22 protein-coding genes and 1 tRNA gene are annotated in these 24,243 nt (G+C 36.1%); 13 read left to right on the top strand and 10 right to left on the bottom strand.

The features are described from left to right. Positions 1-405: 405 nt before the first annotated feature. Together BZG01_RS01555 and BZG01_RS01550 are read left to right on the top strand one after the other, a co-directional pair. Positions 406-1,068, top strand: coding sequence for a phosphoadenylyl-sulfate reductase (locus BZG01_RS01555; protein ID WP_101308069.1), 663 nt, complete (start codon positions 406-408; stop codon positions 1,066-1,068). 39 nt (positions 1,069-1,107) lie between these two features. Continuing rightward, the gene (locus tag BZG01_RS01550; protein ID WP_101308068.1) at positions 1,108-2,025 is read left to right on the top strand and encodes an NAD-dependent epimerase/dehydratase family protein; all 918 of its coding nucleotides are present in this window, start codon (positions 1,108-1,110) and stop codon (positions 2,023-2,025) included. A gap of 93 nt (positions 2,026-2,118) precedes the next feature. Here BZG01_RS01550 and BZG01_RS01545 read toward each other — a convergent pair whose 3' ends face one another. The 7 genes from BZG01_RS01545 to BZG01_RS01515 all read right to left on the bottom strand — a co-directional run bounded on the left by BZG01_RS01545 (position 2,119) and on the right by BZG01_RS01515 (position 10,448). Next, positions 2,119-3,219: an AI-2E family transporter gene (locus BZG01_RS01545; protein WP_101308067.1), complete on the bottom strand. Its 1,101-nt coding sequence runs from the start codon at positions 3,217-3,219 to the stop codon at positions 2,119-2,121. A gap of 125 nt (positions 3,220-3,344) precedes the next feature. Continuing rightward, the gene (lon, locus tag BZG01_RS01540) at positions 3,345-5,798 is read right to left on the bottom strand and encodes an endopeptidase La (protein WP_101308278.1); all 2,454 of its coding nucleotides are present in this window, start codon (positions 5,796-5,798) and stop codon (positions 3,345-3,347) included. Between the two features lie 189 nt (positions 5,799-5,987). Next, complete coding sequence (locus tag BZG01_RS01535; RefSeq protein ID WP_101308066.1) at positions 5,988-7,178, bottom strand: GlmU family protein; 1,191 nt, start codon at positions 7,176-7,178, stop codon at positions 5,988-5,990. 102 nt (positions 7,179-7,280) lie between these two features. Then, positions 7,281-7,544: a type B 50S ribosomal protein L31 gene (locus BZG01_RS01530; RefSeq protein ID WP_101308277.1), complete on the bottom strand. Its 264-nt coding sequence runs from the start codon at positions 7,542-7,544 to the stop codon at positions 7,281-7,283. Between the two features lie 86 nt (positions 7,545-7,630). Beyond that, complete coding sequence (locus tag BZG01_RS01525) at positions 7,631-8,845, bottom strand: N-acetyltransferase (RefSeq protein ID WP_180327165.1); 1,215 nt, start codon at positions 8,843-8,845, stop codon at positions 7,631-7,633. A 49-nt stretch (positions 8,846-8,894) separates the two neighbouring features. Beyond that, entirely contained in the window at positions 8,895-9,644 is a 750-nt protein-coding gene (locus BZG01_RS01520) for a Bax inhibitor-1/YccA family protein (protein ID WP_101308065.1), read from the bottom strand. Between the two features lie 129 nt (positions 9,645-9,773). Further along, a complete protein-coding gene (locus BZG01_RS01515) occupies positions 9,774-10,448 on the bottom strand; it encodes a DNA alkylation repair protein (RefSeq protein WP_101308064.1) in 675 nt (224 codons plus the stop codon). Between the two features lie 135 nt (positions 10,449-10,583). On the opposite strand from BZG01_RS01515, the gene BZG01_RS01510 reads away from it, so the two are divergent. Further along, a tRNA-His gene (locus BZG01_RS01510) sits at positions 10,584-10,659 on the top strand. Positions 10,660-11,185: 526 nt separating this feature from the next. On the opposite strand, the gene BZG01_RS01505 is transcribed toward BZG01_RS01510, so the two are convergent. Then, on the bottom strand, positions 11,186-11,455 hold the full coding sequence (locus BZG01_RS01505) for a hypothetical protein (protein WP_101308063.1): 270 nt from the start codon (positions 11,453-11,455) through the stop codon (positions 11,186-11,188). A gap of 142 nt (positions 11,456-11,597) precedes the next feature. Here BZG01_RS01505 and BZG01_RS01500 point away from each other — a divergent pair, with 142 nt between their 5' ends. After that, positions 11,598-11,990 carry a terminase gpP N-terminus-related DNA-binding protein gene (locus BZG01_RS01500; protein WP_101308062.1) on the top strand — a complete coding sequence of 131 codons (393 nt, stop codon included), beginning with the start codon at positions 11,598-11,600 and terminating at the stop codon, positions 11,988-11,990. A gap of 386 nt (positions 11,991-12,376) precedes the next feature. Here the strand turns inward: BZG01_RS01500 and BZG01_RS01495 are convergent, their stop codons facing one another. Both BZG01_RS01495 and BZG01_RS01490 read right to left on the bottom strand, forming a co-directional pair. Next, the gene (locus tag BZG01_RS01495; RefSeq protein WP_101308061.1) at positions 12,377-12,601 is read right to left on the bottom strand and encodes a helix-turn-helix domain-containing protein; all 225 of its coding nucleotides are present in this window, start codon (positions 12,599-12,601) and stop codon (positions 12,377-12,379) included. Between the two features lie 12 nt (positions 12,602-12,613). After that, entirely contained in the window at positions 12,614-13,252 is a 639-nt protein-coding gene (locus BZG01_RS01490; protein WP_101308060.1) for a DUF2975 domain-containing protein, read from the bottom strand. A 380-nt stretch (positions 13,253-13,632) separates the two neighbouring features. Between BZG01_RS01490 and BZG01_RS01485 the strand changes: the two genes are divergently transcribed. The 9 genes from BZG01_RS01485 to BZG01_RS01445 all read left to right on the top strand — a co-directional run bounded on the left by BZG01_RS01485 (position 13,633) and on the right by BZG01_RS01445 (position 24,243). Next, positions 13,633-14,139 (top strand): YkgJ family cysteine cluster protein, encoded by a 507-nt coding sequence (locus BZG01_RS01485; protein WP_101308059.1) that lies wholly within the window; start codon positions 13,633-13,635, stop codon positions 14,137-14,139. Between the two features lie 55 nt (positions 14,140-14,194). Next, positions 14,195-15,220: a type IX secretion system protein PorQ gene (gene porQ, locus BZG01_RS01480; RefSeq protein WP_101308058.1), complete on the top strand. Its 1,026-nt coding sequence runs from the start codon at positions 14,195-14,197 to the stop codon at positions 15,218-15,220. Positions 15,221-15,368: 148 nt separating this feature from the next. Beyond that, complete coding sequence (gene cmk / locus BZG01_RS01475) at positions 15,369-16,061, top strand: (d)CMP kinase (RefSeq protein ID WP_101308057.1); 693 nt, start codon at positions 15,369-15,371, stop codon at positions 16,059-16,061. Between the two features lie 23 nt (positions 16,062-16,084). Continuing rightward, positions 16,085-17,932 carry a 6-phosphofructokinase gene (pfkA, locus tag BZG01_RS21945; RefSeq protein ID WP_101308056.1) on the top strand — a complete coding sequence of 616 codons (1,848 nt, stop codon included), beginning with the start codon at positions 16,085-16,087 and terminating at the stop codon, positions 17,930-17,932. A 95-nt stretch (positions 17,933-18,027) separates the two neighbouring features. Further along, complete coding sequence (priA, locus tag BZG01_RS01465) at positions 18,028-20,502, top strand: replication restart helicase PriA (protein WP_101308055.1); 2,475 nt, start codon at positions 18,028-18,030, stop codon at positions 20,500-20,502. 137 nt (positions 20,503-20,639) lie between these two features. Beyond that, the gene (locus tag BZG01_RS01460) at positions 20,640-21,641 is read left to right on the top strand and encodes a bifunctional heptose 7-phosphate kinase/heptose 1-phosphate adenyltransferase (protein WP_218972978.1); all 1,002 of its coding nucleotides are present in this window, start codon (positions 20,640-20,642) and stop codon (positions 21,639-21,641) included. Between the two features lie 215 nt (positions 21,642-21,856). Beyond that, positions 21,857-22,660, top strand: coding sequence for a ParA family protein (locus tag BZG01_RS01455; protein ID WP_101308054.1), 804 nt, complete (start codon positions 21,857-21,859; stop codon positions 22,658-22,660). Positions 22,661-22,675: 15 nt separating this feature from the next. Further along, positions 22,676-23,554 carry a ParB/RepB/Spo0J family partition protein gene (locus BZG01_RS01450; protein ID WP_101308053.1) on the top strand — a complete coding sequence of 293 codons (879 nt, stop codon included), beginning with the start codon at positions 22,676-22,678 and terminating at the stop codon, positions 23,552-23,554. A gap of 29 nt (positions 23,555-23,583) precedes the next feature. Then, a complete protein-coding gene (locus BZG01_RS01445) occupies positions 23,584-24,243 on the top strand; it encodes a DUF5683 domain-containing protein (RefSeq protein WP_143470804.1) in 660 nt (219 codons plus the stop codon).

Raw genomic sequence — 24,243 nt, 5'->3', positions numbered from 1 at the left:
CGACTAAAAAATATCCGTTAAATATAACACCAATCCTAAAAAGCAACCAAACTCCGTAAAAAATTGCCCTAAACATTCTGAATGAGTGAATTTAAGCCAAAAATAATGCACATGCAAATATACGACAGAACTTAACAAAACAATAATCTTAGTGTGAGTTTTAAACCTAAAATACTCCAAATTCATCAAACATTAATCCTAATTAAATATTTACCCCACTACTTTTAATAAAATTGACTGAAACCTTACACTGCAACTTATTTTATAAGTTCAGATTTTACCGGTTACCCGAACTTACTCTCCGATCAAAATCTCCCTGATTTGGAATATTTATTAGTATCTTTACCATCCTTTACATACACATTTACCCGCCTTAGGATATAGCAAGGCAAAAGGACTTTTACAATGGATTTTGAAAGCATAAAAAGGAAACTGAAACAATACAAAGCCGAAGGAAAGACGATGTTTACCACATCTTCTTTTCAATCGCACAGTCTTGTTTTACTTCATATCATCAGCCGAATAGACAATACAATACCTGTTTATTTTATCAATACCGGATTTTTATTCCCTGAAACCATTCAGTTTAAAGATCAAATCGCCGAAGAATTTGGATTGAAAATTATCGATGCAAAATCTTCAATACCAAAAGCACAACAAAAAGATGCGAAAGGAAATTTTCTTTTCACCTCTGATCCTGATTACTGTTGTTTCCTAAATAAAGTGCAACCTCTGGATGGTGTTTTGGCTGATCACGATGTTTGGATCAATGGTGTTCGGGCAGATCAGTCGGCTGTTCGAAAAGCGATGAACATAGAACAGGATGCTCCTCATGGTGTCATCCGGTTTCATCCAATGTTAGACTGGAGCAAGCAGGAAATTTACAAGTACATTAAAGAGCACAATCTTCCCCGTCATCCGCTCGAAGCAAAAGGTTACGACAGCATTGGCTGTGAACCCTGCACACGAAAAATGACTTTGGGAGATGATCGGTCGGCACGATGGTTTGGAATGAAAAAAACCGAATGCGGTTTAAATACCGATTTGGTGATTAAAAAAGACAAATAATAATTGAAGCTAATAATCCGAAATTAAAACACAGATACAATGAGAGTATTAATTACAGGTGGTGCCGGTTACATTGGCACCGAATTATGCATAAAATTGAATCAGAACCCTGATGTAAAAGAAATTATTGTATTGGATAATCTGCATCAGGCCAACTTCAATCTGTTTTTACACTCCCAAATAAAACCTGGTAAACTAACTTTTGTTAGAGGTGAACTTTTGGATTCAAGAACTCTCGATAAAATTATTAAGGATGTAGATGTTGTTTATCATCTTGCTGCTGAAAATTCGGACAACGATAAGCTTCATCATCTTCATGAACAGGTTAATAACTGGGGAACCGCTGAGTTGGTTTATGCCATAGAAGAAAGCAACGTAAAACAGTTGGTATACGTTAGTTCAACAGCTGTTTACGGTTATTCTGATAATGAATTTGATATTTATTCAATTCCTGAACCAACTACTTCGTTGGGAAGTTCTACTTTAAGAGGCGAACAGCATGTTGAACGAATCATGTCGAAAATAAACACTCAGATTATTCGTTTGGGAAATGTTTTTGGTTACGGCGTAAGTATGAATATGAAAGGGATTCTAAACAGCTTACTTTTCGATTCTCACTTTGTTGGTCGTATTTCTATCCACGGAAGCGGGAACCAAAAACGTCCGTTTATTTCTTTGGAAAAAACCAGTAGTATTTTAGCCAACCTTTTGGGTGGAAAATTAGATTCAGGAGTTTACAATTTGGTGGAATACAACAAATCAATTATGGATTTAGTGGAAGTGATGCAAGTGCAAAATCCAGACATGGAAATGATTTTCACCAACCAACATCTTGAACTTCCACAACAATTGGTTACTGTTGATGAGCGAATTATGAAATTGTACGAAGGAGAAAAATTAGGATTTGAAGAAGAACTAAAAATACTAAAAGAGCATTTTGAGGCTTCAAGCCTATAAAAGCTATTGATATACCTTTGTTGTCAGATACAAAAAAGCTTGATTCGAGAATGAATCAAGCTTTTTTTGTTTTATGGATAACCTGCATCCCAACTAAATTTTTTCCGTCAGTTTCTTTACAAACCGGTATTTGTTAAAAAACTCTTTTGCAATAACACGCATAATTGTGTAAGATGGTATTGCCAGCATCATTCCTAAAATACCTGCCATACTTCCTGCCATGATAATCACAATAAATATCTCGAGAGGATGAGCATTTACACTATTGGAATAAATTAAGGGCTGAAACAAAATATTATCGATCACCTGAACCGTTGCAAATACAATCGCCATATATCCTAACAAAGGAACAATTCCTGTATAAAAATCAACATCTAAATTGGTCGCAATTCCAATAATCATACCAAAACAGGCTCCGATGATTGGCCCAATGTAAGGAATCACATTCATGATACCTGCAAACAAGCCGATTACAACTGCGGTACTAAAAGGCAAACCAACAATGGTAAGACCAATGGTTACCATAAAGCCAACGAGTATCACTTCAAAAAACAGTCCTACAAAATAGCGCATTAACAATTTTTTGATCGAATCCAATACATGGCGAACGCCTTCTTCGTTGCGGGCCGGAACCAAAACCACAACTCCCTCGGTAAACAAACTGCTGTCCTTCAAAAAGAAAAAAGTAATGAAAGAGATCGAAAACAAAGCAATAAATGCATTTCCCAAAGTACCAACCAGCGAACTAAAAATATCTGAAACATCAGATATTTTCACAAATGATGAAATATTTTTAACCAGAACTGCTTTCAGGTCAAAAGCCTCGCCATTAGCAGAATACTTTACAACAAATGCTTCTATTCTTTGCATTGGTTCTTCAAGACTTTGAACTGCGGCATTCACATCTATATTTGATAGATCCTGGGCCTGCGATGCAATCATTGGAATGAAGGTGCGGAAGAACATGATCATGACCATCCACAAAAGAATGAGTGTTATCCCCGCCGATAAAACCGAAGGGAATTGCCATTTCTTAATTTTTAAACCATTTAAAAAGTCGACAACCGGACGTCCGATGAAAGAAAGAACAACCGAAATTAAAACGTAAGTTACTATGTTACTGAAATACCAAAACAATAGCCCTAACAAGATTAAACCAAGAGCTACAATAAAATATTTTCCTTTTTCATTCATAGGTAGACAATGTGTTTTGAAATTAAATTGGTATATCAGTTTAAAAGTAAGAAATTTTATGGTTTCAAGGAACCGAAACAAAAAAAGGCTTTCTTTCGAAAGCCTTTTTCTAAATCTACTCCAAATTATAATTTTATGGGATTATCTACCTTTTGCTTCATCAAGGCAATATCCAAAACTTCCATAATCTCATCAACAAAGTGGAATTTAAGACCTTTTAAATAAATCTCTTTAATTTCCTCAATGTCTTTTTTATTCTGGTTACAAAGAATAATTTCCTTAATTCCGGCTCTCTTAGCTGCCAAAATTTTCTCCTTAATTCCTCCTACAGGCAATACTTTTCCGCGAAGTGTTATTTCACCTGTCATAGCCAGATGTTTTTTCACTTTACGCTGTGTGAAAATTGAAGCCATTGCAGTTACCATAGTCACACCAGCCGAAGGTCCGTCTTTTGGAATCGCCCCTTCGGGTACGTGAACATGAAGGTTCCACTCATCAAAAGTTTCCTTTTTAATTCCCAATGCACCACAGTGCGCTCTCAAATATTCTTGTGCCAGTAGTGCCGATTCTTTCATTACATCGCCCAAGTTCCCGGTAAGGGTTAATTTCCCTTTTCCAGCCGACAGACTCGATTCGATGAACAAGATTTCTCCGCCAACCGAAGTCCAGGCCAAACCTGTAACTACACCGGCATATTCATTCCCTTGATATTTATCGCGGTTAAAGATTGGTGCACCTAAAAATTCTTTCAGATCTTCAATCTTTATATTAATATCATATTCTTCGTCCATTGCCACCTTACGGGCAATACGCCTCATTAACTTGGCAATTCGTTGATCCAATGCTCTTACACCCGACTCACGGGTATATTTATCGATGATTTCGGCAATTACCTCCTTCGAGATTTTAATATTATCAGCAGTAATCCCATGATTCTCCATTTGCTTTGGAATCAAATGAGTCTTGGCAATCTGTACTTTTTCTTCCTGAATGTAACCACTTACATCAATCATTTCCATACGATCGCGAAGAGGAGCTGAAATCGCCCCAATATTATTGGCCGTTGCTACAAACATCACATTCGACAAATCGTAGTCTACATCCAAAAAGTTATCATGAAATGCACTATTCTGCTCAGGATCAAGAACCTCCAATAAAGCCGAAGATGGATCTCCTCTAAAATCATTACTTACTTTATCAATCTCATCCAAAATAAAAACAGGATTGGATGAACCGGCTTTTTTCATTCCCTGAATAATTCTTCCCGGCATTGCACCAATATATGTCTTTCTGTGACCACGAATTTCTGACTCATCATGCAATCCGCCTAGAGACATTCTGGCATACTTTCGATCCAAGGCTCTCGCAATTGATTTTCCTAAAGATGTTTTACCTACGCCCGGAGGTCCGTACAAACATAAAATCGGTGATTTTAAATCCCCTTTTAGTTTTAATACAGCCAAATGCTCAATAATTCTGTCTTTTACTTTTTCCAAACCAAAGTGATCCTGATCCAGAATTCTTTGAGCTCTTTTCAAGTTAAAATTATCCTTGGTGCATTCGCTCCATGGTAAATCAAGCAGCTCCTCAAGGTAATTTAATTGCACCGAATATTCTGCAGAAGCAGGATTCAGACGCTGTAGTTTATTCAATTCTTTTTCAAAAACAGCAGCAACTTCGTCGGTCCATTTTTTTGTTTGTGCCCTTTCTTCCAACTCTTCTACATCCTGATCGTTTGGCCCTCCGCCCAATTCATCCTGAATGGTTTTCATTTGCTGGTGCAGCAAGTATTCTCTTTGCTGCTGATCCATATCGGTTTTCACCTTGGTCTGAATATCATCTTTCAGCTCCAAAACCTGCACTTCACGAACCAATAACTCCAAAAGTTTCATTGCTCTGCCGGCAATCTCCTCAATCTCAAGCAACTTCTGTTTCTGGTTGTGCTTAATTTCAGAATTACTTGAAATAAAGTTGATTAGAAACGAAGATCCTTCGATATTCTTGATTGCAAAACTAGCCTCATTAGGAATGTGCGGCGACAATTTGATCACCTTAACGGCCATATCCTTAACAGAAGATATAAGAGCTTTAAACTCATTATCTTCCTCAACAGGACGAATATCTTTCAGCGTTTTAATCTTAGCAATGTGGTAAGGCTCCTCTGAAATTATTTCCTGCAACTCAAATCTCTTTTTACCTTGTAAAATAACAGTGGTAGAACCATCAGGCATTTCCAAAATTTTGATAATTTGAGCTACCGTTCCAATTTTATAAATATCATCGAAATGCGGATCTTCAACACTCAAATCTATTTGAGTGGCTGCTCCCAACATCCCCTTCTTGCTGTATACTTCACGAACTAATTTCAAGGATTTCTCTCTTCCTACCGAAATAGGAATTACTACGCCAGGAAATAAAACCGTGTTACGAAGAGGCAAAATTGGCAAACTGTCAGGAACAACTAGTTCGTCCAGCGCATTTTCATCCTCATCGGTTATAATTGGAATAAAATCTGAATCTTCGTCCATCATATTCGTCAATGCGATATCGCTTATATTGATTTCAATCTTTCTGCTCATTATTTCGCTTGTCATGTTCTCATTACTCACTATAAAGAAAACAAACTTATGTCCTGTAAAAAATGACAAAATGTCTGTTTCCACCAAAATTAATTGGTCACTGTTTACTTGGCAATAGCTATGCCAAAATAAAAAATGAGTTCTATCAGTTAACAGAAAGAACTCATATTAATATAATAAGGATTTGTGCTAAAATGATTTCCGATACTCTTTGGTCATTTCAAATACGTTTGTTAATATATTTTTCTCCACCTCATTAAATTCCAAACCTCTGCGCTGCATTACCAAATCAGCAACTTCGAAAGTTGCTTTTAAGCGATATTCCTTAAAACCATGATTGCCGCCCATTGCAAAAGAGGGAATGAAATTACGGGGAAAGCCTGCTCCAAACACATTGGCACTTACACCAATAACAGTCCCGGTATTCAACATAGTATTAATACCGCATTTAGAGTGATCGCCCATAATAGTACCACAAAACTGCAAGCCTGTTTTTTCAAAACTTTCACTTGAGTAGTTCCACAACTTCACTTCCGAATAATTGTTTTTCAAATTTGAATTATTCGTATCAGCACCAATATTACACCATTCGCCCAATACTGCATTTCCTAAAAAACCATCATGTGCTTTGCTCGAATAACCAAACAACACCACATTATTTAATTCTCCGCCACATTTGCAGTAGGGACCTAATGTAGTTGCACCATACACTTTGGCACCCATTTTTAATTCTGCATGTTCGCACATGGCCAAAGGACCACGCACCAAACATCCTTCCATAATAACTGCATCTTTTCCAATGTAAATTGGGCCGTCAACAGCATTAAGACATGCAAATTCTACTTTTGCTCCTACTTCAAGAAATATATTCTCCTTTCCAAGAACATTTACCGTATCACTTATCGTCTGCGATTGTCTTCCTTTGGTCAGCAATTCAAAATCGGCACGAAGAGCCTTGTCATTACTTCCAAATATATCGTAAGGCATTGCGATTCGATCAACAGCCTGTTTATACACAACTTTAACTTTTGCTTCAATTCCTTCCTTGTTCACTAACTCAAGGTCAGCAGCCAAAAAATTAGCAGCCAGAATAACTCCATCCTTTGCAAGATACTCTCCCACTTTTAAATTCCAAATTGCATCTTTCAACCTCTCATCCGGAAGTACCGAACCATTAATCAATACATTTTGTTCCTGAACAAAGATTGGATATTTTACAGATAAATAATCCTGCGTAAAATGACTTAAGCTGGCTGTAAGATATTTCTCCCATTTTTCACGAATGCTTAAAATGCCAACCCGAATCTCGGATACCGGACGGGTAAATGTGAGTGGACGCAGATCATTCCAAGTCCCATCATCAAAAAGAATATAATTCATTGTAGTAGTAATTTAAATCCGAAGGATTTTTATGTATGATCAAAAATAAAAAAAAGCCTCGAATAATCGAGGCTTTTTCTTAATATGGTAGATTTTTTAATCTTACTTCTTGTTACCGTCCATGTGTTTCTTGTAACGATTCATGAACTTATCAACACGACCAGCAGTATCTACTAATGTCATCTTACCTGTGTAGAAAGGGTGAGATGTATTAGAGATCTCAAGCTTAATAACTGGGTACTCAATGCCTTCGAACTCAATAGTTTCTTTAGTTCTAGCAGTCGACTTAGCAATAAAAACAGTTTCGTTTGACATGTCTTTAAAAGCTACAAGACGGTAATTTTCCGGATGTATTCCTTGTTTCATTTTAATATCCTTTAGTTTCTTATAATCTACTTCCAATAGGCTGCAAAGGTAAATATTGTAATCTGTTTTGCAAAAGAATAAATAAATTATTCTCCTCTTTCCACTACTTTTTTCTCTTTTGCCTTACTTCCCCTGTTTTCCAGAGGGATAATAGGTGTCCGTTTAAAAGGTTTATTAGGGTCAAAAAGCAAACGATAGGTATAATGCGTTTTCATTTTCACACCACCAACCGACTCATAAATAGAAATCATTTTCGGATTAAAGTCTCCCACCCACGAAAGTTCCACTTCTTTATAATGCGGTTTTCTCTTCATCACTTTATCCATGTGCCAGAAGATTGCCGACTCCACCCCAAATCTTTGATATTTAGGAACAACACCCATTATTGAGATTCGAGCGCGGGTAATTGCTTTCTTTTTTAAATTATATAAAAATTTCAGTTTACTCCAGAAATTAAATTTACCATCCATCTTTATCAAGATCTGATTGATATCCGGCATCATCACAAAAAATGCAATTGGATTTCCTTCATGATAAGCAAACCAAATGAATTCTTCCTCAACTACTCCTTTTCCATCAAGAGCCATTTTACGGATATCCTCAGGATCTATCGGCGAGAAATTATCATGAAATTTCCATGCTTCATTATAAATTGCAATTAAATCCTGAATGTATTTTTCCGATTTTGCATATGAAAAATGCTCAAAAGTAAATCCCGGCTTTTTAGCAACCCACTCTGCAATTTTCCAAAATCGTTCAGGGAAAGGCTTTTTTAAATCAAGATGATAGCTATACTGCTCGAAGAACACCTTAAAGCCATACTCCTCGAAAAATACCTTGTAATATTTTTGATGATATGGCATTCCGTATCCCTGAGGCATAAAACCATCAACCAAAAGTCCCCAATGATTATCATTTTCGCCAAAATTCACCGGACCATCCATGGCTTCCATACCACGCACAGTTAACCACTCTTTTGCTGTATCAAACAAAAGAAAAGCTGCCTTCTTGTCATTTACACATTCAAAAAAACCACATCCGCCTGTCGGCTGATCAAAAGAAAAAGCTTTATTGGTGTTAATAAACGCAGCTATGCGGCCAATTACTTTTCCTTCATCGTTTTGCAATATCCATCGACCTGCCTCACCATGCTTAAAGAATGAATTTTCCTTCGGATCAAATATTCCTTCAATCTCAGCATCCAACGGACACGCATAATTGGAATCATCCTTATAAATGGTTCTGGCAATATCTAAAAAATCTTTTTGATGCGTCTGATCTAAAACTTCAACTATCCTCACTCGATTCGTTTTAATTTAAGTTTTGTAATTTGGGGTTTCAATGTAAATTTTATCGTCTTGCCAATTTCGAGAGCAATCTCAACAATTCAACATACAACCAAACCAATGTTACCATCAGCCCAAATGCACCATACCACTCCATATATTTTGGAGCTCCGGATTGGGCACCTTTTTCAATAAAATCGAAATCTAAAACCAGATTAAGTGCAGCTATAACAACAATAAACAGGCTGATCCCAATACTTAGTAAATCAGAACCATTTGCGATATTTAAGCCAATGCCAAACATGCTCAAAATCCAGTTCAACATGTAAAATATAAAGATACCACCTGTAGCTGCAATAACTCCAGACTTAAATTTTTCTGTTGCTTTAATTAATCCTGATTTATAGGCAAAAAGCATTGCAAGCAAAGTGGCAAATGTTAAACCAACCGCCTGCACTACAATACCAGGATAGGCCGAATTCATCATTGCTGATAAACCTCCCAACATTAAACCTTCGGCTAAAGCATAAAAAGGAGCTGTGTAAGGAGACCAAACCGGCTTAAAAGCAGTAGCAACAGCAAGAATTAAGCCTGCAATAGCTCCACCTATTAACCACGGCATTACCACCGATGAATCCATAGAATCATTGTATAATCCCCATGTATAACTTGCTGCAGCTACAAGGAAAAACAGTAACAAACCAACTTTATTTACGGTTCCGTTTACCGTCATTGCTTCACTGTACGATCCACTTCTTGAAGCGTAAAAAATCTTTTCGCTTAGAACAGGATTTGAACTTTTTGTATATCCCATATGTGTTAACTATTAATCTTTAAAATCTATTCTTAAATGTTGCAAAAATTTGTCTCAAATTTACTTTGTTTAATTTTCTTTTCCTAGATGTGAATGCCATATCACATCATAAAATATCTTAAAAAACACTTACAAATTAAGTTCATATTGAAGATCAGCCCAAATCTCTTTCCAATCCTCATCCTCTCTCTTTAATTCGCAAACCAAAGCAACAAGCTTATTTACAACAACATCTCCTCTTCGGGCAATTTTTCCCAAGGCTCTTTTTACCTGATTCAAAAAGTAAGCATCCTCGAATTTCTTTGGAAGCATTTCTATAAAATCGATAAACAGCCTGTCACTCTCCTCTTTTTTATCCATTGCCAGGCGTCCAACAACCATTACTGCACACACCTGTTTTGAGGCATCCTCACTTTTCACCCACTCTTTAACAAGCTCTTTTATATTAGGCAGATACTGAAAAAGATTCATACTAGCCTGCTCCAATAATTCATTTGAATCCATCTCGGCGAACCAACGCTCTAACTGATCTCCTGTCACTTTTTCCGGTTCTTCGAGAAGAGTTGCCACAATTTTCGATTCGCGAAAGCCTTTTGTCCACAATTTATGCGCTAAAAGATGATCCTTCTGATAATCTTTCCCAATTTCCCGCAAATTTACAATTGTTGCTCCCAATGATTTTGGGTATTTCAATCCAAATTTTTTCATTTCATGATGTGTCTCACCATTACGAAGAATTTGAATTTTCTTGAAAATTTCCTGAAACAATTCTTCTGTTTCTTTTCTATCGATAAAAAAATCCATTTTACTAAAATTAGTTAACTGCCTGCAAAGGTAGAGTTTATAATCCTTTCAGAATATATTTTTATATTTTTTTCATTAAACACTTGGATAATAATTAAAGATTTCTCTATATTTGCACCGCATTAGAGCAAAAATGGTGATTGTAGCTCAGTTGGTTAGAGCGCTGGATTGTGGTTCCAGAGGTCGCCGGTTCGAGACCGGTCTTTCACCCAAAGTAAAACGCAAATAACAGTATTCCTGTTGTTTGCGTTTTTTATTTTTTGCCCGTTACAGATCTCGTACCAAAAAATGGGACAAGAGGAAAAGTTGAGGGATTTAATTTTAAGTATTTTTTATCGTCAAAAAAAACTCAACATATCTATACTAAAATCTATCTAGAACAACACAAAAGGTAATTGTTTTGAAATCAGGTAATTATAGTCACTTCTGTTAAAAACTCATCCTACAACTCCAGAAACGAAACCTGTAATTGTTAAAATAATATTTCATCGGAATTCTCTCGCTACACTTCTACATTGTCTTTTGTTATTGGCAAGAAATTGAAGAATTCAATGATAAAGTCCAAGAATAAGATAACCAAACCCAATATACAGCCAACAATAATATCACAAAAAATAATACAACCAAGAGTCTGTCAATCACTTTGGCTCTTGTACTAAAAACATCATAATTATTCATCTTAATCATACTTACATTACAAAAACACGAAAAAAAGCAAAAGTGCGATTTTTAATTTCTCAGTCATGTTCTACATTAAACAACTCTTTTTTATTTATTGGCCTGGGTGGAGTATTATATAAATCTTCAGGATTACATTCAAAAAAATCAGCAAGCCTTATAATTACTTCAGAAGGAAAATCTTTTGATGAACCCTCCGGCGCATTAAGAATTCTGCTAACATGCTCTCTTGTTCTACCCATCATTAGTGCAATTGCTTTTCTGAGCGCAGCTCCTTCCTTGGCTTTTAAATTCCCCAATCGATCATTGATGTTAAATTTTTTTTGCATTGAATACCGCTATTTTAAAACTATTGCTTAATTTGTGCGCTAGAGATCACATAACTCTTATTCTATTTCATAATAAAGATTATAAATTTCACAAAGCTGTCCAAATTAAATAGACACTTTTTGATTAAATAATTCACACCTCATGTCAAAAGGCGATATTATAAAAACATTAATTACGGAATCGGGGTTGCCAATTACTGAAATTGCAAGAAGAATTAATGTTGACAGGCGAACAATATATGCCTATATGAAGAAAGACAATTGGAAACCTGAGACCTTAAAACAGATTTCAATTGCCTGTAATAAAGATGCCAACTATTTGCTAAAAAAAATATTGGACAGCAACACTAAGCAAGAAGAAGACAAACAGATAAAAATAGAAGAACCAGATGTAATTTATCACAATACAAAAAAAATAAACGATCTTTTAAACGAAAATGCAGTCCTCCTGCACAAATTGGTAGAATTACAGGAGAAACACATTTTACTGCATGAGGAGTATTTACAATTAAAAAAAAACAATTCCGCCAAGTAATAATTCGCACAGACCATTTCCTCTAAATTCAATTCTAAAACAGATATTTTAGAAACTCAACACATTGAAAACATTAGTCTGAAAGAGATTATTAATTACATCGAGGCAACAACAACAACAACAACAACAACAACAACAACAACAACTCCACCTACGCTTAGGACTTAAAAATTTTAACTGACTCAAACCTGACAGACATATTTTTTAGACATAAGAATATTGGAGCTATTGCAAACACCAATTATGAATCTCGTAAACAATTATAATTTTATTGCAGAATCTCTTACCAACAACAAACCTGCAGAAACGGCTTTAAGCTAATTTTTTAGTTTTTATTCGAAAAATAAAAATCACGTAAATTCCATCAATGAAAATTTCAACCCATATTAATTTGGGGAATTATCTTCACACGGTATATAATCCAAAATATCAGCTGGTTTGCAATGGAGTTCCCGACAAATAGCTTCCAATGTAGAAAAACGAATGGCTTTCGCTTTACCACTCTTCAGGATAGATAAATTGGCTACCGTTATCCCAATTCGATCTGCAAGCTCTTTCGAACTCATCTTTCGCTTGGCCAGCATCACATCTAAATTTGTTATTATAGGCATAATTGAAATTCCTTAGATGACTAAATCACTTTCTTCTTTCATTTCAATTCCTGCTTTATACACTTGAGCAATTGCAAGAACTATCAAAGCTGGAAAAATCCCAAACAATACACTAAAATCAGGATTAACATGTATTGCTATATCCATAACATGCAGGTCTTTCAAAAAAAGATATGAATAAATAGTGGATTCAATAAACATATAAATACAAAAAATAATTAAAACTAGCCCAACCCTCTTAATTCGAGTGTAATTTTTACGAACAAAGAACAGATTACTCTTTGAAGCCAATGATATTGATTCAAACACCTCCTTTAATTGCCTTGTTAAGAACACCGCAACACCAAACAACATAAACTGATCTAACCAACTTAGAATCCAATAACTTAGATTATCTATTTCAAGAACACGTGGCAAAATATAAAACTCACCCACACCATTAAACTTACTACCATCAAGCATTGTAAAACTAGTCGGAAGTTCTACAAAACTTGAAATAACCTTAAATCTCATTTCTACCGCTCCATCCCAATCAAAAATTAAATCCATAAAAAATGACAACACAGCACCAACCAAGCCTAAAAGACTGATTATATAGAATAAATAAAAAGATGATGCTAAATGCTTTAAAACTCTTCGGTTACTTTTCATAGCAATAATATATTAAATAATGAACATACGAATTTAAGAAATATATTTCTGTTTTACAACAATTTATTATCGTTTATCAGTAATTTGTCATTAAAATACAAGCACAATGCTTTTTAATTTAACATGCCACTACATTAAATGCGCAACCAAAAGCCAAAGAGTAAATTACCTTACCACAACCTAAGCTATTCGCATCCGCTTCGGCTTACATCTCATTAGAATTACTAAAACCAATAATCTCATCCATGTAATTCCGATTTTTACGGCTATTTTTGTACTCATTAAAATTCTCAATTTCCAAAGAAGAGTTGAGATATCTATTATTAGCGGATTATTTCTCTCGCAAACGAAACTGAAACTTCAAAAAATAGAATTAGATAATGGGCAAAATAAAGATCGATTTGGAGTTGTTGAAGCAGAATGCAAAAAATACCGAAACTGCTACCAAAGAATTATTCACCAGACTTAAAAAAAAGAAACCCAAACAATTGGATTCTATTGTTCACACACTTCACGATGAAGTATTCGAAGATCTGGATTGCCTGGAATGTGCCAATTGCTGCAAGAGCATTAGTCCGATTGTTATCGATAAGGACATTGAACGCCTGGCAAAACAGTTTAGAATGAAACCTTCCGAGTTCATCAATCAATATTTATATATGGACAATGAAAACGATTATGTGTTTAAGGAAACCCCTTGTCCGTTTTTGATGCCAGACAATTACTGCATGGTTTATGAAAATCGTCCCCGTGCCTGCCGCGAATATCCGCATACCGATCGCAAACGCTTTTATCAAATACTCGATCTTACATTAAAAAATACACATTACTGTCCTGCAGTTTACGAAGTAGTCGATCGCCTTAAAAAGAAAAAAGAACAACTGTAAGCAAGAATCTTTTCATTCGGATTTCTATCTTTAGGATGCCTAAGCCATCAATTCTATGAATAAAACAGCAATTCTAATCGTCATTTCTCTTCTTGCAAGTCTTACGCTGAAAGGCCAAAGTGGTGGAGAAAACATCTACGAATTCCTGAATTTAGGAAGTTCAGCCAGAGTTACTGCCATGGGAGGAGATCAAATTGCATTAAGCGATATTGATGCAGATTACTCTTTTTACAATCCTGCAGCCCTCCATCCCGATTTGGATCAAAAAGTGGCATTGAATTACGTAAATTACCTAACTGATATCAATTACGGATACGCCTCCTACACCAAGGATTATGCTAAAATCGGCACCTTTTCATTGGCGATGCATTACGTAAACTATGGAAAATTTACCGAAGCAAACGAATTTGGAGAAATAACTGGCAATTTTAAAGCTTCCGATTACGCGCTGATTATTAGTTATGGCAGGCAATTGAATAAGAATATTCGTGTGGGAGCTTCAATTAAACCAGTTTATTCGGCCTTGGAAAAATACAGCTCTTTTGGTTTGGCTGCCGATTTGGCCTTGATCTACGACAGTTCCGATGAACTATTCAGAGCCTCGATTGTGGCACGAAATTTTGGTTATCAGATAAAAGCTTACTACGGATCGCATCGGGAAGATCTTCCGAATGAAGTATTAATTGGACTGAGCACCAAACTGCAGCATGCTCCTTTCCGTTTTGCAATCAACTACCGCCATCTTGAAGAATTTGATCTGACTTACGAATCCGAATTAAATAGCACTGACGATTCTTTTTCAAAATCAGGCAAAGACAGTTTCTCCGACAAAGCTCTGAAACACTTTATTTTAGGTACAGAGTTTTTGCCATCGAAGAACTTTAGTATTCGGCTGGGGTACAACTTTCAGCGAAGAATGGAACTTAAAGTTGATGAAAAAACTTCGACTGTTGGATTCACTTGGGGATTTGGAGTTAAAGTATCGCGTTTCCAGGTTAGTTTTGCCTCGGCAAAGTATCATTTGGCAGGTGCAAGCAATCATTTCTCAATCAGCACCCGATTAAGCGACTTTAATTTCTAAAAAAAATAATTCAAATTGCGCATTTCAATCGTTTACAGGAGACTATAATCTTTTACACCCCCTATTTTTAGTTCCAAATCTCATATTTTGATCGATTTTCTTTATACTTTTGTACCCAATTGCACAAAAAAATCGAGCAATAAATAGAATGGATATACCTGAAAAGAAACTAATTATAGCAATCGACGGACATTCGTCGTGCGGAAAAAGTACTGTTGCCAAGGATTTGGCAAAAAAAATTAAATACACTTATATTGACAGTGGCGCAATGTATCGGGTGGTTACTCTTTTTGCAATGAGAAACAACTTAATTTCCGGCGACAAAGTAGATGAAAATAAGCTGGCTCATTTAATCGATCAGGTAAACATCTCTTTTCAGTACAATACTGAAAAACAGCGTCACGAGACTTATTTAAATGCTGAATTGGTTGAAGATGAGATTCGCCAAATGGCTGTTTCGAACAACGTAAGTCTGATTGCGAAAATCAAATTTGTGCGTGAGAAAATGGTGGCTTTTCAGCGTGAATTAAGCAAGGAAGGTGGAGTTATAATGGACGGCAGGGATATTGGAACTGTGGTTTTCCCAAATGCCGATTTAAAAATATTTATGACTGCCGATGTGGAAATAAGAGCCATTCGCCGTTATAAAGAACTAAAAGATAAAGGAGAAAACATTTCATTGGACGAAATCAGAGAGAACGTTTCAAAAAGAGATTATATCGATGAAAACCGTGATGAAAGTCCGCTCCGAAAAGCTGAGGATGCAATTGTACTCAACAACAGCCATTTGACTCCGGACGAACAATTGGATTGGATTGTTGATCGCATGAATGAGCTGTAAGTAATCAACAGACAGGATAAAAAATGAATATTGAAATTGATCCTAACGCCGGATTCTGCTTTGGTGTTGTAAATGCCATAAATAAAGCGGAAGAAATACTGAAAGAGGACAATCAACTCTTCTGTATTGGTGATATCGTTCACAACAATATCGAAGTTGATCGTCTTAATGCTCAAGGGTTACAAGCCATCAATCACGATCAGTTTTCGAAACTATCAGGAAAAAAAGTTTTATTTAGAGCACATGGAGAGCCTCCAACCTCTTACGAAACAGCAAAAAATCAAAATATTGAAATTATTGATGCTTCGTGCCCGGTAGTTTTAAACCTGCAAAAAAAGATAAAAAAAGCATACCGGGAGATTAAGAAGTCAAACGGTCAAATAATTATATACGGTAAAAAAGGTCATGCCGAGGTAAATGGTTTAGTCGGTCAAACCGAAGGCAAGGCAATTGTTGTTGAAAATACAGATGATTTAAAATTGGTGAACTTCAGCTTGCCGGTTGTTCTGTTTTCGCAAACAACAAAAACCATTTCAGGCTTTGCCGAAATTTCAGAATATCTGAAAAAAGAATGCAAAAACAGCCTTAGCATTAATGATACAATTTGCAGGAAGGTATCGAATCGTGTTCCCTTACTTAAGGATTTTGCAGGCAAACACGATGTGATCATTTTTGTGAGCGGAAAAAAAAGTTCGAACGGAAAATTACTGTTCGATGTCTGTAAAAGAACAAATCGGAACAGTTACTTTATCACTTGCCCTGATGAGTTGAATATGGACTGGTTTGCGAATGCAAAATCGGTTGGTGTAAGCGGAGCAACATCCACTCCCACCTGGCTGATGAATGATACAATTGAAAAAATAAAACTTGAAAATAAAAACGATTTAAGCATGTCTAAAATTAAGAAAATTGGAGTTTTAACTTCAGGAGGCGATGCTCCGGGAATGAATGCAGCCATCAGAGCTGTTGTTCGTGCTGCTATCTATAACAAAATTGAAGTTGTAGGTGTACTGCAAGGATACGAAGGCTTAATTCATGGTGATTTTAAGAAAATGAAATCTCATGATGTAAGCAACATTATTCAAAAAGGCGGAACCATTCTTCGTTCGGCCAGAAGTGAAGAATTCAGAACTGTTGAGGGAAGAAAAAAAGCGCATGAGCAAATGATTGCCAATAAAATAGATGCTCTTGTGGTTATTGGTGGTGACGGTACATTTTCCGGAGCCCGAATTTTTACACAGGAATTTGATATCCCTGTAGTGGGAATTCCAGGTACTATTGACAATGATTTGTTTGGTACCGATTACACGATTGGTTACGACACGGCAATCAACACAGTAATTGACGCTGTTGATAAAATCCGCGATACTGCAAGTGCTCACAACCGTTTGTTCTTTATTGAAGTAATGGGTCGTGATGCTGGTTTTATTGCTTTGCGAAGTGGAATTGCAACAGGAGCTGAAGCTATTTTAATTCCTGAAAAAGAAACCCACACTCAGGAATTGCAAAAATATCTTGAAAAAGGATATAAAGAACACAAATCAAGTGGTATTGTAATTGTAGCCGAAGGTGACAAATCTGGTGGCGCTTACACAATTGCAAAGGAAATTGGAAAAGAACATCCTGAGTACGACATTAGAGTATCTGTTTTGGGACACATGCAAAGAGGTGGTTCTCCATCGGCTTTCGACCGTGTAACTGCATCTACTTTAGGTGTTGCCGCAGTTGAAGCCTTACTGGATGATCAAAAGAGTATTATGGTTGGAATTGTTAACGGTGAGGTTTCACACGTTTCATTCAACAAAACCATTAAAAACAAGAAGAAAGTTAAGGATTCACTGATGAGTCTTAACGATATTCTTTCTATCTAAATTTTCTGAAAACGGTGGTTTTTGTTCATGCTTATTTTCCAGTTATGATGAGATTCTAATCAGAACTCATAACTTTGGGGAAAAAGAACACACGAATGAACAAAACTACCAAATTTGCAGATATCATACTGCCACTTCCATTGGCCCGGCTTTTTACCTACTCTATTCCCGAGGAACTAAAAGCTGATTTGGCCATTGGAAAAAGGGTAGTTGTTCCTTTCGGCAGTAAAAAATTCTACACCGGAATTGTAAAAAACATTCACAACACAGCTCCTGCAGATTATTCAACTAAGGACATTATTACCTGTCTCGATGAATCTCCGATTATCAATTCATTTCAATTCAATTTTTGGGAGTGGATATCACAATATTACCAATGTACTTTAGGTGACGTTTTTAAAGCGGCACTTCCTTCAGGATTAAAGCTGGAAAGCCAAACCAAGATAACTGCAAACGAAGATTTTCAGACTTTGGAAGCTCTTAGCAAAACCGAGGAGCAAATTTTGAATGTACTAAAGCATTCAAAAGACGTGAATATTTCTGCCTTAAATCAGGCCACAGGATTAAAAAATACGCTTCCTCAAGTAAAATCACTACTCGAAAAAGGAGCTGTTTCCATCGAAGAACAAATTATTAACCATTACAAGGAAAAGAAAAAGGAGTTTGTTCGATTGGCATCTGATTTTAGCGAATCGGAAATGGGCGATCTGATTAATGACTTAAAAAGAGCAAAAAAGCAACAGGAGATACTCCTCTCCTATCTTAATCTTTCCAAACACTACTTCGAAGAAAATGCTCTAAAAGTTTCAGTCCCCGAACTTTTAAAGTCAACAGCAGCTTCCAAAAGCGTTTTAAAAAGTTTGGTGGAAAAAAGCATTCTTGAAATTTACCATGAGAAACTGGATAGAATCGATCTGTCACATGCCGAAACTTCAGGACTTAAAGAATTGAATGAATATCAGGAAAAAGCAATTGCTGAGATCCGTGAAAACTTTGAAGAGAAGAACTGTGTACTGCTCCACGGAGTCACCTCAAGTGGAAAAACAGAAATATACATCCATCTGATTCAGGAGCAGTTACAACTTGGGAAACAGGTACTTTACCTGTTGCCGGAAATTGCTTTAACAACTCAGATCATCAATCGGCTGCGAACTGTATTTGGAAATAAAGTGGGAATCTACCATTCAAAATTCAACGATGCCGAACGGGTAGAAATCTACAACAACATCAATCAAAACAATCCTGATACTGCCTATCAGGTAATTTTAGGTGTTCGTTCATCAATATTTTTGCCTTTCAAAAATTTAGGATTAATAATTGTCGATGAAGAACATGAAAACACGTACAAACAATTCGATCCGGCTCCACGATACCACGCACGAGATGCTTCTATTTATCTGGCTCATCTGCATCAGGCAAAAACTTTATTGGGCACTGCCACACCCGCAATAGAAACCTACTACAATGCCAAAACGGGCAAATACGGTTTGGTAGAATTGTTTCAGCGTCACCAGAATCTGGAAATGCCTGAAATAATTATTGCTGATGTAAAGGAAGCCAAACGGAAAAAACAGATGAAATCGATGTTCTCTCCTGAGTTGATGCAAATGATGGAGACTTGCCTGAAAAATAAGGAACAGATTATTTTATTTCAAAACAGAAGAGGATATTCACCCTATCTGGAATGCAAAAGCTGCGGGTGGGTTCCTCATTGCCCAAACTGTGCTGTAAGCTTAACATACCACCGATTCAACAATCAGTTGGTTTGCCATTACTGTGCTCACAGTATTCATCCGCCAACCAGCTGTGAACATTGCAGTTCAACCGAAATTGAAGACAAAGGTTTTGGAACTGAAAAAATTGAAGAGGAATTAACGGGTTTCTTTCCTGATGCAAGAATTGCAAGAATGGATTTGGATACCACCCGAAAAAAGATGGCCTATGAAAAGCTCATTTACAAATTCGAAAATCAGGAACTCGATATTTTAGTGGGCACACAAATGGTTTCGAAGGGGCTCGATTTTGATAATGTGAGTTTGGTTGGTGTGCTAAATGCCGACTCAATGCTAAATTACCCGGATTTTCGTGCCTACGAACGGAGTTTTCAGATGATGGCTCAGGTTTCCGGACGTGCCGGACGAAAAAAGAAAAGAGGCAAAGTACTGATACAAACTTATACTCCCGAACACCCAATCATAAAAAATGTAATCGAAAACGATTATATTTCGATGTACTCCGATCAATTGGCAGAAAGAAAAGAATTTATTTATCCGCCTTTTTACCGCTTAATCAACATCTGTTTAAAACACAAAAACCAAACTCTGGTAAATCAGGCATCAGAAACCTTGGCAAAATCTTTACGGAAAATTTTTGGCATTCGTGTATTTGGGCCTCAATCGCCTGTTATTAACCGAATTCAAAACTTATACATCGTTAATATCCTTTTAAAAATAGAAAAGAAAAGTTCCCCATCTAAAGCCAAATGGATTTTAAATCAACATGCAAATCATCTAAAAAGCATGGATCAATTTAAATCTATTCAAATTAATTTTGACGTCGATCCAATGTAAACGACATCGGTTTCAGGCATTTAAAATTTGTAATCGAACTTCCCAAATGTGTTAAAAATACATAAGGAATGTGCTAAAAATTCGCGAACACACGAATTTGTTTATCTTTGCTGACATAATTCAAAAACCAGGAAATAGTGAATAAAATTGAATTAGAACAAACATTCGAATCCTTCTCCAAATTAAATGTGCTGGTTATCGGCGACGTTATGGTTGACGCCTACGTTTGGGGTAAAGTAGATCGGATATCACCAGAGGCACCGGTACCAATTGTTTCTTGCGTTAAACACGAAAGCAGATTAGGTGGAGCAGCAAACGTAGCTCTAAACATCAAATCGTTAGGTGCAAGCCCTATTCTTTGTTCAGTAATTGGTGAGGATGAAAAAGGCAAAGAATTTCTAAATCTTTTAACTGAGATTGAAGAAGAGCAATATGGAATAGTTGTTAGCAACAAACGGAGAACAACGGTAAAAACACGCTTCATAAGCAACAACCAACACCTTATTCGTGTTGATGAGGAAGATACTCATGAATTAGCGGATGAAATAGAAACTGAGTTTATTGATCACATCAAAAGCTTAATCGAGAAACATGAAATTCATGCGATTATTTTTGAAGATTACGACAAAGGTGTGATCACCAAAAACCTGATTGATGAAATCACCAATCTTGCTAACAGTAAAGCAATTCCTGTTTTGGCAGATCCTAAAAAACGTCATTACAACGACTATAAAAATGTAAGCCTTTTCAAACCAAACTTCAAAGAATTTGTGGAAGGTTCCAATCTTCTGCTTGAAAAAGGAGATATTCAAGGATTATTCGACGAAGCCAAGAAGTTTCAGAATAAGATGGGCATTAAAAAACTATTTATTACTTTATCAGAGTTAGGCGTTTTTATCAGCAATGAAAAAACCTACGAACACATTCCGGCAGTAGTTAGACAAATTGCTGATGTTTCAGGAGCCGGCGATACTGTAATCAGCGTTGCGGCCTTGTGTTTGGCCACCGGTATGAATGCAAGACAAATTGCTGCAATCTCGAACCTTGCAGGAGGAATTGTATGTGAAATTCCTGTTGTTGTACCTATTAACAAAGATCAACTTTTAGCTGAAAGCAGTAAGATAATCGACAAACTTTAGAAAAGCGTACAAGTTATTTTTCAATTATGAAAAGCGTTCATCCCCAAGGAGTTCTGTTTCCTTATGGTTTTAGCCTTGCAGCACTATAATATGTTGATAATTCTCTTGCATTTGTTACTATTTTAGATCGCTTCAAAATTTTAAATATGCTTTAAAATAGTATCTTTGGAACAAGTTCATTTTTATAATATAAAACCTTGTAATCAGAATTGTTTATGGCTAAAATAATTGCTCTGGCAAACCAAAAAGGAGGGGTTGGAAAAACCACTACAGCAATAAATCTTGCTTCAAGTCTTGCTGTTTTGGAGTATAAGGTTTTAATTGTTGATGCTGATCCGCAGGCAAATTCGACCTCAGGCATTGGCTTTGATGTTCGAAACATTGAAAAAAGCATTTACGAATGTATTGTTGATGGAATTGAACCTAAAGAAGCCATTTTGCATAGCGAGATTGAAGGATTTGATATTCTTCCTTCGCACATTGACTTGGTAGGTGCTGAAATTGAGATGTTGAATCTTGCAAATCGTGAGCAAATCTTATTGAAAGTTCTTGAAAAATTAAGTCCTGATTATGATTTTATTCTAATTGACTGTTCGCCTTCACTTGGTTTAATTACCGTGAATGCGCTGACAGCAGCTAATTCAATAATCATTCCTGTTCAGTGTGAATATTTTGCATTGGAAGGTTTGGGAAAACTTCTGAATACGATTAAAATTATTCAGAACCGTTTAAATCCGGATTTGGAAATTGAAGGATTTCTTTTGACGATGTATGATAGCCGTTTACGATTATCTAATCAAGTTGTAAGTGAAGTTAAAAAACACTTTCAGGATATGGTTTTCGAAACAATCATTCAGCGTAACACTAAGCTAGGTGAGGCTCCAAGTTACGGTAAACCAGCAATTCTTTACGATGCAGAATCGGCCGGAGCAGTTAATTACTTAAATTTGGCTCGTGAATTATTGAAAAATAATAACCTGACAAAAACAAACACCAAAGCAAAACTCATTAGCGAATAATATTGAAATAGTAAGATGGTAAAAAAGAGCGCATTAGGAAGAGGATTAGGAGCACTTATTAATGATATCGATGATGTTCAGGCAAGACCTGAAAAAGATTTAAGTAACGAAATCGAGATCTCAAAAATTGAAGCAAATCCCTATCAGCCAAGAACCAAATTTGATGAGGAAGCTTTGAATGAATTGGCTCAATCTATTAAAGAATTAGGAATTGTTCAGCCAATTACGGTTCGAAAAATTCATAATAACTCCTACCAGCTTATTGCCGGAGAAAGACGTTATCGGGCAGCTAAAATTGCCGGACTAACAAAAATTCCAGCTTACGTTCGATTGGCTGAAGATGATAAAATGCTGGAACTTGCCTTGGTTGAAAATATCCAACGTGAAGATCTTGATTCTATTGAAATTGCCATTAGTTACCAAAGATTAATTGAAGAGTGCAAACTGACACAAGAGAGTTTATCTGACCGTGTTGGCAAAAAACGCTCTACAGTTTCAAATTATTTACGACTCCTAAGACTACCTGCTGAAATTCAAAAAGGAATTCGCGAGAAAAAACTACTTATGGGCCATGCCCGCGCATTGGTAAATGTTGATGATCCAAGAACTCAACTGGAAATTTTTCAAGTAACCGTTGAAAATGATTTCTCAGTTCGAAAAGTTGAAGAATTGGTTCGTAATTTCAACCAAACAACTGAAGAAAAACCTGCTCCGGAGAAAGTGACAGCGCTTCCTAAAGAGTATGAATCTTTAAAAGATCACTTAGCCAATCATTTTAGTGCAAAAGTTGATCTTAAACGCACCAAAAACGGCAAAGGAAAAATCATTATCCCATTTACATCCGATGACGATTTAGAACGTATCCTAGCAGTATTGGATCAAATGAAATCATAAGTTAGTTGAAACTTTTAAAATTTTAAACATTGAATAATTTGCGCCTGGTAATTATCCTTGGGCTGATCTTTCTTATGCTTTTTGGCAAGTCAAACAATGCCATTTCTCAGCAATTAGTAGAAGCAGACACTGTAGCGGTAGAATCAATTGTTAAAGTTCATTCTCCTCATAAAGCAACCATGTACTCTGTTATATTTCCTGGTTTAGGACAAGCATACAACAAAAAGTACTGGAAGATACCTATTCTTTACGCAGGGATTGGGGTAACAGTTTATGCCATTAACTGGAATACCAAAAATTATAAAAAATACAAAAGTGGCTTTAAAGATTTTTCTGAATTTTACGATTGGAAAGCTCTCTCTGAAGAAGAAAAACTAGTGACCGAAAAACCTACTGCGGATAGTTACCAGAAAATTCTGGAAAATGATTGGGAAGAAACGGATTCACGTACAGATACCTGGTTTAAAACCACTTTGCAAAATGGTAAAGACTCTTATAAGCACGATCGCGATCTTAGCTATATCATTTTGGTCGGAGTTTACGTACTAAATATTGTTGATGCTGCGGTTGATGCACATTTTACCAATTTTAATGTGAACAATGACTTGACTATTAAAGTAGAACCAGCGGTTAGTTATTCTGCTTTTTCGGGCAATTCTCTTGGCTTTAGATGCCAAATTACCTTTTAA

The organism is Labilibaculum manganireducens (assembly GCF_002843385.1).
Lineage (GTDB): Bacteria > Bacteroidota > Bacteroidia > Bacteroidales > Marinifilaceae > Labilibaculum > Labilibaculum manganireducens.
This window is presented reverse-complemented; position numbering and strand designations above follow the sequence as displayed.

Bases quoted from the DNA above. Each gene is read 5' to 3' on its own strand.
- BZG01_RS01555 (WP_101308069.1), top strand. From the start codon at position 406: ATGGATTTTGAAAGCATAAAAAGGAAACTGAAACAATACAAAGCCGAA.
- BZG01_RS01550 (WP_101308068.1), top strand. From the start codon at position 1,108: ATGAGAGTATTAATTACAGGTGGTGCCGGTTACATTGGCACCGAATTA.
- BZG01_RS01545 (WP_101308067.1), bottom strand. From the start codon at position 3,219: ATGAATGAAAAAGGAAAATATTTTATTGTAGCTCTTGGTTTAATCTTG.
- lon (WP_101308278.1), bottom strand. From the start codon at position 5,798: ATGAGCAGAAAGATTGAAATCAATATAAGCGATATCGCATTGACGAAT.
- BZG01_RS01535 (WP_101308066.1), bottom strand. From the start codon at position 7,178: ATGAATTATATTCTTTTTGATGATGGGACTTGGAATGATCTGCGTCCA.
- BZG01_RS01530 (WP_101308277.1), bottom strand. From the start codon at position 7,544: ATGAAACAAGGAATACATCCGGAAAATTACCGTCTTGTAGCTTTTAAA.
- BZG01_RS01520 (WP_101308065.1), bottom strand. From the start codon at position 9,644: ATGGGATATACAAAAAGTTCAAATCCTGTTCTAAGCGAAAAGATTTTT.
- BZG01_RS01515 (WP_101308064.1), bottom strand. From the start codon at position 10,448: ATGGATTTTTTTATCGATAGAAAAGAAACAGAAGAATTGTTTCAGGAA.
- BZG01_RS01505 (WP_101308063.1), bottom strand. From the start codon at position 11,455: ATGCAAAAAAAATTTAACATCAATGATCGATTGGGGAATTTAAAAGCC.
- BZG01_RS01500 (WP_101308062.1), top strand. From the start codon at position 11,598: ATGTCAAAAGGCGATATTATAAAAACATTAATTACGGAATCGGGGTTG.
- BZG01_RS01495 (WP_101308061.1), bottom strand. From the start codon at position 12,601: ATGCCTATAATAACAAATTTAGATGTGATGCTGGCCAAGCGAAAGATG.
- BZG01_RS01490 (WP_101308060.1), bottom strand. From the start codon at position 13,252: ATGAAAAGTAACCGAAGAGTTTTAAAGCATTTAGCATCATCTTTTTAT.
- BZG01_RS01485 (WP_101308059.1), top strand. From the start codon at position 13,633: ATGGGCAAAATAAAGATCGATTTGGAGTTGTTGAAGCAGAATGCAAAA.
- porQ (WP_101308058.1), top strand. From the start codon at position 14,195: ATGAATAAAACAGCAATTCTAATCGTCATTTCTCTTCTTGCAAGTCTT.
- cmk (WP_101308057.1), top strand. From the start codon at position 15,369: ATGGATATACCTGAAAAGAAACTAATTATAGCAATCGACGGACATTCG.
- pfkA (WP_101308056.1), top strand. From the start codon at position 16,085: ATGAATATTGAAATTGATCCTAACGCCGGATTCTGCTTTGGTGTTGTA.
- priA (WP_101308055.1), top strand. From the start codon at position 18,028: ATGAACAAAACTACCAAATTTGCAGATATCATACTGCCACTTCCATTG.
- BZG01_RS01455 (WP_101308054.1), top strand. From the start codon at position 21,857: ATGGCTAAAATAATTGCTCTGGCAAACCAAAAAGGAGGGGTTGGAAAA.
- BZG01_RS01450 (WP_101308053.1), top strand. From the start codon at position 22,676: ATGGTAAAAAAGAGCGCATTAGGAAGAGGATTAGGAGCACTTATTAAT.